The sequence below is a fragment of the Mycobacterium sp. genome, assembly GCF_039583805.1.
Lineage (GTDB): Bacteria > Actinomycetota > Actinomycetes > Mycobacteriales > Mycobacteriaceae > Mycobacterium.
Map to the genome: position 1 here is coordinate 1 of NZ_JAVKSH010000167.1, position 4,461 is coordinate 4,461.

General features: G+C 63.4%; 4 protein-coding genes. 3 read left to right on the plus strand and 1 reads right to left on the minus strand.

What is annotated here, in order from left to right; genetic code table 11:
• The first annotated feature begins 605 nt into the window (after positions 1-605).
• From ABDW21_RS16295 to ABDW21_RS16305, 3 genes are read left to right on the plus strand one after another with little or no spacing between them, the layout of a single operon-like run.
• Complete coding sequence (locus tag ABDW21_RS16295) at positions 606-986, plus strand: hypothetical protein (RefSeq protein ID WP_343710746.1); 381 nt, start codon at positions 606-608, stop codon at positions 984-986.
• Positions 958-1,527: a type IV toxin-antitoxin system AbiEi family antitoxin domain-containing protein gene (locus tag ABDW21_RS16300; RefSeq protein WP_343710747.1), complete on the plus strand. Its 570-nt coding sequence runs from the start codon at positions 958-960 to the stop codon at positions 1,525-1,527. The genes ABDW21_RS16295 and ABDW21_RS16300 overlap by 29 nt, the downstream gene beginning before the upstream one ends.
• Positions 1,517-2,467, plus strand: a complete 951-nt coding sequence (locus ABDW21_RS16305) for a nucleotidyl transferase AbiEii/AbiGii toxin family protein (protein WP_343710748.1) — start codon at positions 1,517-1,519, stop codon at positions 2,465-2,467. The genes ABDW21_RS16300 and ABDW21_RS16305 overlap by 11 nt, the downstream gene beginning before the upstream one ends.
• Before the next feature lie 148 nt (positions 2,468-2,615).
• Here the strand turns inward: ABDW21_RS16305 and ABDW21_RS16310 are convergent, their stop codons facing one another.
• A complete protein-coding gene (locus ABDW21_RS16310; protein ID WP_343710749.1) occupies positions 2,616-4,373 on the minus strand; it encodes a diadenylate cyclase in 1,758 nt (585 codons plus the stop codon).
• Positions 4,374-4,461 lie beyond the last annotated feature (88 nt).

The window sequence follows — 4,461 nt, forward strand, 5'->3', positions numbered from 1 at the left end:
CCACTTTAAGTTGACATTGCCAGGACAACATCGCCGCCGGCCTACGCCACCACGCCAGACACCCAGATCACGCCCTCAAATTGGTCCTGACCTCATGAGACGCGACTTTTCCGGGACCCTGGTGTGGTATGGAGAGTCCGAAAGTTACGAATCCGCAGGTGAGGGCTGCGTCGTGACCAACGATCTGGGCCGCGCCTGCTACGGCCGCACCCCTCCCGCGTCAAGGGCGCTGCGCGTCGCTTCGCGATGGCCTTCGGCCACCCTTGACCCGTGAGCCTCTGTGCGTCCTCCTGGCAGGCGAAAGGGCAAGTCATAGACCTGTCCCGGCCACTGGCACGGCCCAGACGCGCAAACCCATCCGGGCCTCGAACCCAGGGAAACGTCGGAGCCCCAACCGCCCCGTACCACACTGCCCCCAACCCACATCGACGGCAGGAGAGCCCGTCCGGATTGCGGGTGGGCCGCGGCAGCAGGTATTCCGGTTCAGCGAACACCGCAAGGACCGCCTGCTGCTGGGAAACGATCGCGTCGGCCAGGTCGGTGTCGATGGGCACGAACGCCTCACGAGCCATCTTGTGATTGGTGTAATGCAGGCAGGGGGCACCTTGGCCGTCGCGCACGATGCAGTCGACGCGCAGATTGCTAGCGTCGCCGATCCGCAGACCTGTGCCCATCAGGATCCGGGCCAGCAGTCGACCCCGAGGATCAGGAAATCGGGCCAGAATGTCTTCGCGTTCCAGCTGGGCCATCACCGCTTCCGGCAGCGCTCGGGGCGCACCGCTCATCTGTCGCGGGTAGTCCTCGTGGAACACATCTACGCGTGGCTCCAGCCGTGGTTCCCACCCGTGCTGGCGGGTGCTGCGCAGCAGGCCGGCCAGGCTGCTGATCTGGGAGGTGCGGCTCTGCAAAAAATGGATCGTAGCGTCAAAAGTACCACGGTTTCGTTATACTTTTGCCATGATCAAGACGCCGTTAGCGCGGGATGAGCTGTGGGATGTTGCGACCACACAGCTCGGGTTCGTGACTGCTCAGCAGGCCGGGGCTCTGGGGGTGGGCAAGTTTGCGCTGCAAATGCTCGTCCAGCGGGGCACACTGACCCGCGTCGCGCACGGGGTCTACCGCTTCCCACGGTTCCCCGTCAGTCAGTACGACCCCTACATGCTTGCAGTGCTGTGGACGCGCGCACCTGAGGCGTGCCTCAGCCACGAAACCGCGCTGGACGTCTATGAAATCAGCGACGTCAACCCCAATCGCATCCACGTGACCGTCGCCAAGCGCCGCCGCCTGCGCCGCACGGACGGTGACGATTATGTCATCCACCGACAGGACCTCGCGCCGACGCAGATCGGCTGGTGGCAGGAGATTCCCACCGTCACACCGGCAACGGCTATTGGCCAGTGCATCGCATACGGCACTCCTACCTACCTACTGCGGCAGGCCATCGAACGGGGTCACATACAGGGTTACCTGAAGGTCGCCGAACGTGATGAGCTGGCCAAGGCATTGGAGGCGCGCCATGAGTCGTGAGCGCCGCGGTTCCCGGCTTGCCGCTCTGTTGAGCACGCTGAAGCCGAAGACCAAGCAGCCGGCGTCGGCGGCCATTCTGAACCAATGGATTGTTCAAGCCGAGGGCAAGCTCGGCCAGGAGACCAAGGGCGGCAGACTCGGCTGGCTCGTTGCGTCGTCGGTCGCTATCGCTTGCGTCCAACGTGCGATCGACGCCGACGGAAGACAGCTGTTCCTCCTAAAGGGCGGCACTTTGTTGCAGCATCGGTTGTCCGCCAACGCCCGCCCCACCAAGGATGTCGACGGACTCGTCCGGGGCGATCTGGACGCGTTTCTTCTAGCTTTGGAGGGCGCGCTGGCCGAGCCCTGGGGACCTCTCACGCTGCGCCGGGGTGAGGTCGAGATCGTCAATCTTCCTACGAAGACCGTCAAGCCGCGTCGGTTCGACATCGTCATCGCGCTCCGAGGAGTCACTTGGAGGCGGATCCAATTCGAGGTCTCAGCCGACGAGTCAGGCATCGGCCAAGACTTCGAATTCATCGAGCCGCCACCGCTGAGTGGGTTCGGACTGCCGGACCCCGAAACCCTCGTTGGGATCGCCATGCGCTTTCAGATTGCGCAGAAGATCCACGCGGTCTCTGACCCCCACAAACCGCCAGACTCCATCAACGACCGTGCCCGCGATGTAGTCGACCTGCTCCTGCTGCGCGACCTCGCAGCCGAGACCGGAAGCCCCACGCTGGCCGAAATCCATGCGGCCGGGGCGGCTCTGTTTTGCGCCCGAGCCGACGAAGCCCAGCAACTCGGTTTGCCGGCAAGGACGTGGCCGCCAACCGTGGTCGGACACGCCCACTGGGAAGATGACTACAAGCGGGCCGCGGACTCGGCGAGCATCGAACTCTCGCTCGACGCCGCGGTCGCTGAGATCAATGCCTGGATCGGCCAGGTCGATAAGGCCTGACGCGTGCCGCGTGCCACGCAAATGCGACCGAGCGCCTGACGACCAAACCCCCGTTGTGCAACGCCACTCGACGTGGCGGACGTTGAGGCGCTGCCCGCCGAGCTCAACGACATGCCCTCAGTTACTCATCGCGCAATCGCGTCTCCATTCAGTCGTCGATGAGGTACTCGTCGGACATATTTGAGTCGTGCTTAAGTTCTGGCTCGATTACGCGAACAGTGTTCGGGCCGCCTTGGGCTATGCGCCGCTTCCAGTGGTCGTCCATCAAGGTATTGATCTCTGCGATCTGTTCTGGCGAGAAGTAGGAGCTGTGTTCCTGGATCTGCCGGTAGGCCTTGTAGAACTGTTCGCCGTCGGCCGGAACCTTTTCCGCCGCAATCCGCAGCTCGCCGAGCATGGCGTCTCGCTCACCGCGGCGGATCCTGGGAGGCAGGTCCGGCAGGAGGTTGATCATTCCGTCTTCCGATACCAACAGGATGACTGTCGGCCTGGCTTCGACAGAAGCGAGGTACTTCACCGCGGAGTTGTACCGGGCACCGCGGGAGCGGTCACCCTGGGTAGTGGCGGTGCCGTCGAGGATGACTCCGATGGCGTGGCATTTGCCGAATGGGTCGACGAGGAAGGCGCCGTCGATCTCGGTGACTTTCTCGACGAAGTTGTCGGCGAGCCTCGTTGGTTGAACGAGGAACGCCTGGCTCTCAAGCCTGGCCGTTTCGGCCTCGGCCTGTGTGGAGATGACGAGCATGGTGCCGTGCTCGGCCTTTCGTGCCGCGTCAGCGAGGTCACACAAAGCCTCGATGTCATACTCGCCCAGCACGCGGTGGCAGACATCGATGAGCCGATCGCGTCGCAGCGGCTGCTGAGGAACCTGGGGGGCTCCGTACTGCACGGTCGCTAGCGTGACGGCGGCGTGGATTAGCTCCCATGTGCCGTCGCCCGTTACGAGCAGCTTGAATACGGACTCAGACTCTTGCGGGTAATCGGGCCGCAGGTGCCCGAGTCCGTAGATGGAGTGCCCGTCGGTCAGCAGCGACTCGCCGTCGCGGCTGCTCGTCTCCAGTAGCTTCCTGAGCGCCCGAGTTTCGCTGATGCGAACTGGATCTCGAAGAGTGACAGAGCGTTCGACGTACTGAGAGCCTGGTTCGGCGAGCAGCAGCGATCCGACGCCGACCCGGCGTTCGTAACGTGTTGTCGCGAGCCGGTTCATCCCGTCAAATAAGCCCGACGGCACATCGCCGGCAAGCATGCTCACGGAAGCGATCACGGATTCGGCCGCCGCTTTGGCAACGTCGGCGGAGTCGATGTCGAGGTCGGCGCCGGCATATGGTTGGCGCAGCTCGCGGGTGCTCAACCGGAGGATCGTGTCGATTACCCCCTGGACGAGCGAACGAGTCACCGGGTAGCGGCCGGCAGCCACCTCGGATGTCAGATGCGGCGTGTCATCGAGGACCCACGTTGGAAGTCCAACGGCCGTATATACGAAGTGTTCGTTGACAAGGGTGGGGGAACCGACGAAGAACCGGAGCTGGAGCTTGGCCTCGAGCACCTCACGGATCGCCCTACGGTAGGCGCGGTCGCGAAATTGTTGTTCCCGCCGTTCATGGATCCACTCGGCGGCGGTGCTGATTTGCACCTGCCGCTCGGGATCTCGGTCGTAGAACTCGTCGGCCCTGCGGCGCAGATCGTCGAAGTCAGCCGGCACCATCGGGCCGTCTTCGGGCTCTATGCACAACGGAAAGCCTGAGCCGCCGTCTTTCAATACCCCGATCAGGATGACTGTCGGTGTGACGGTCTTCGCGCCAAGACCACCGCTAGCCCGTGGATGACACGGTTGGGAACAAATTTGGGAACCAAACGCTGCGAAACCGCCCACAATCAGTGCAACCAGGCGCAACCAGTCGAACATCCGACACCTGTTGATGGCATGAAGGAGCGGGGCCTCCGCTCCTCGTGTCCGTTCCGAGCGCGCATGCTCGGGGTGCTCACGTTGTTCC

Excerpts from the sequence above, each read along its gene's own strand:
- ABDW21_RS16300 (WP_343710747.1), top strand. The coding sequence starts at position 958 with ATGATCAAGACGCCGTTAGCGCGGGATGAGCTGTGGGATGTTGCGACC.
- ABDW21_RS16305 (WP_343710748.1), top strand. The coding sequence starts at position 1,517 with ATGAGTCGTGAGCGCCGCGGTTCCCGGCTTGCCGCTCTGTTGAGCACG.
- ABDW21_RS16310 (WP_343710749.1), bottom strand. The coding sequence starts at position 4,373 with ATGTTCGACTGGTTGCGCCTGGTTGCACTGATTGTGGGCGGTTTCGCA.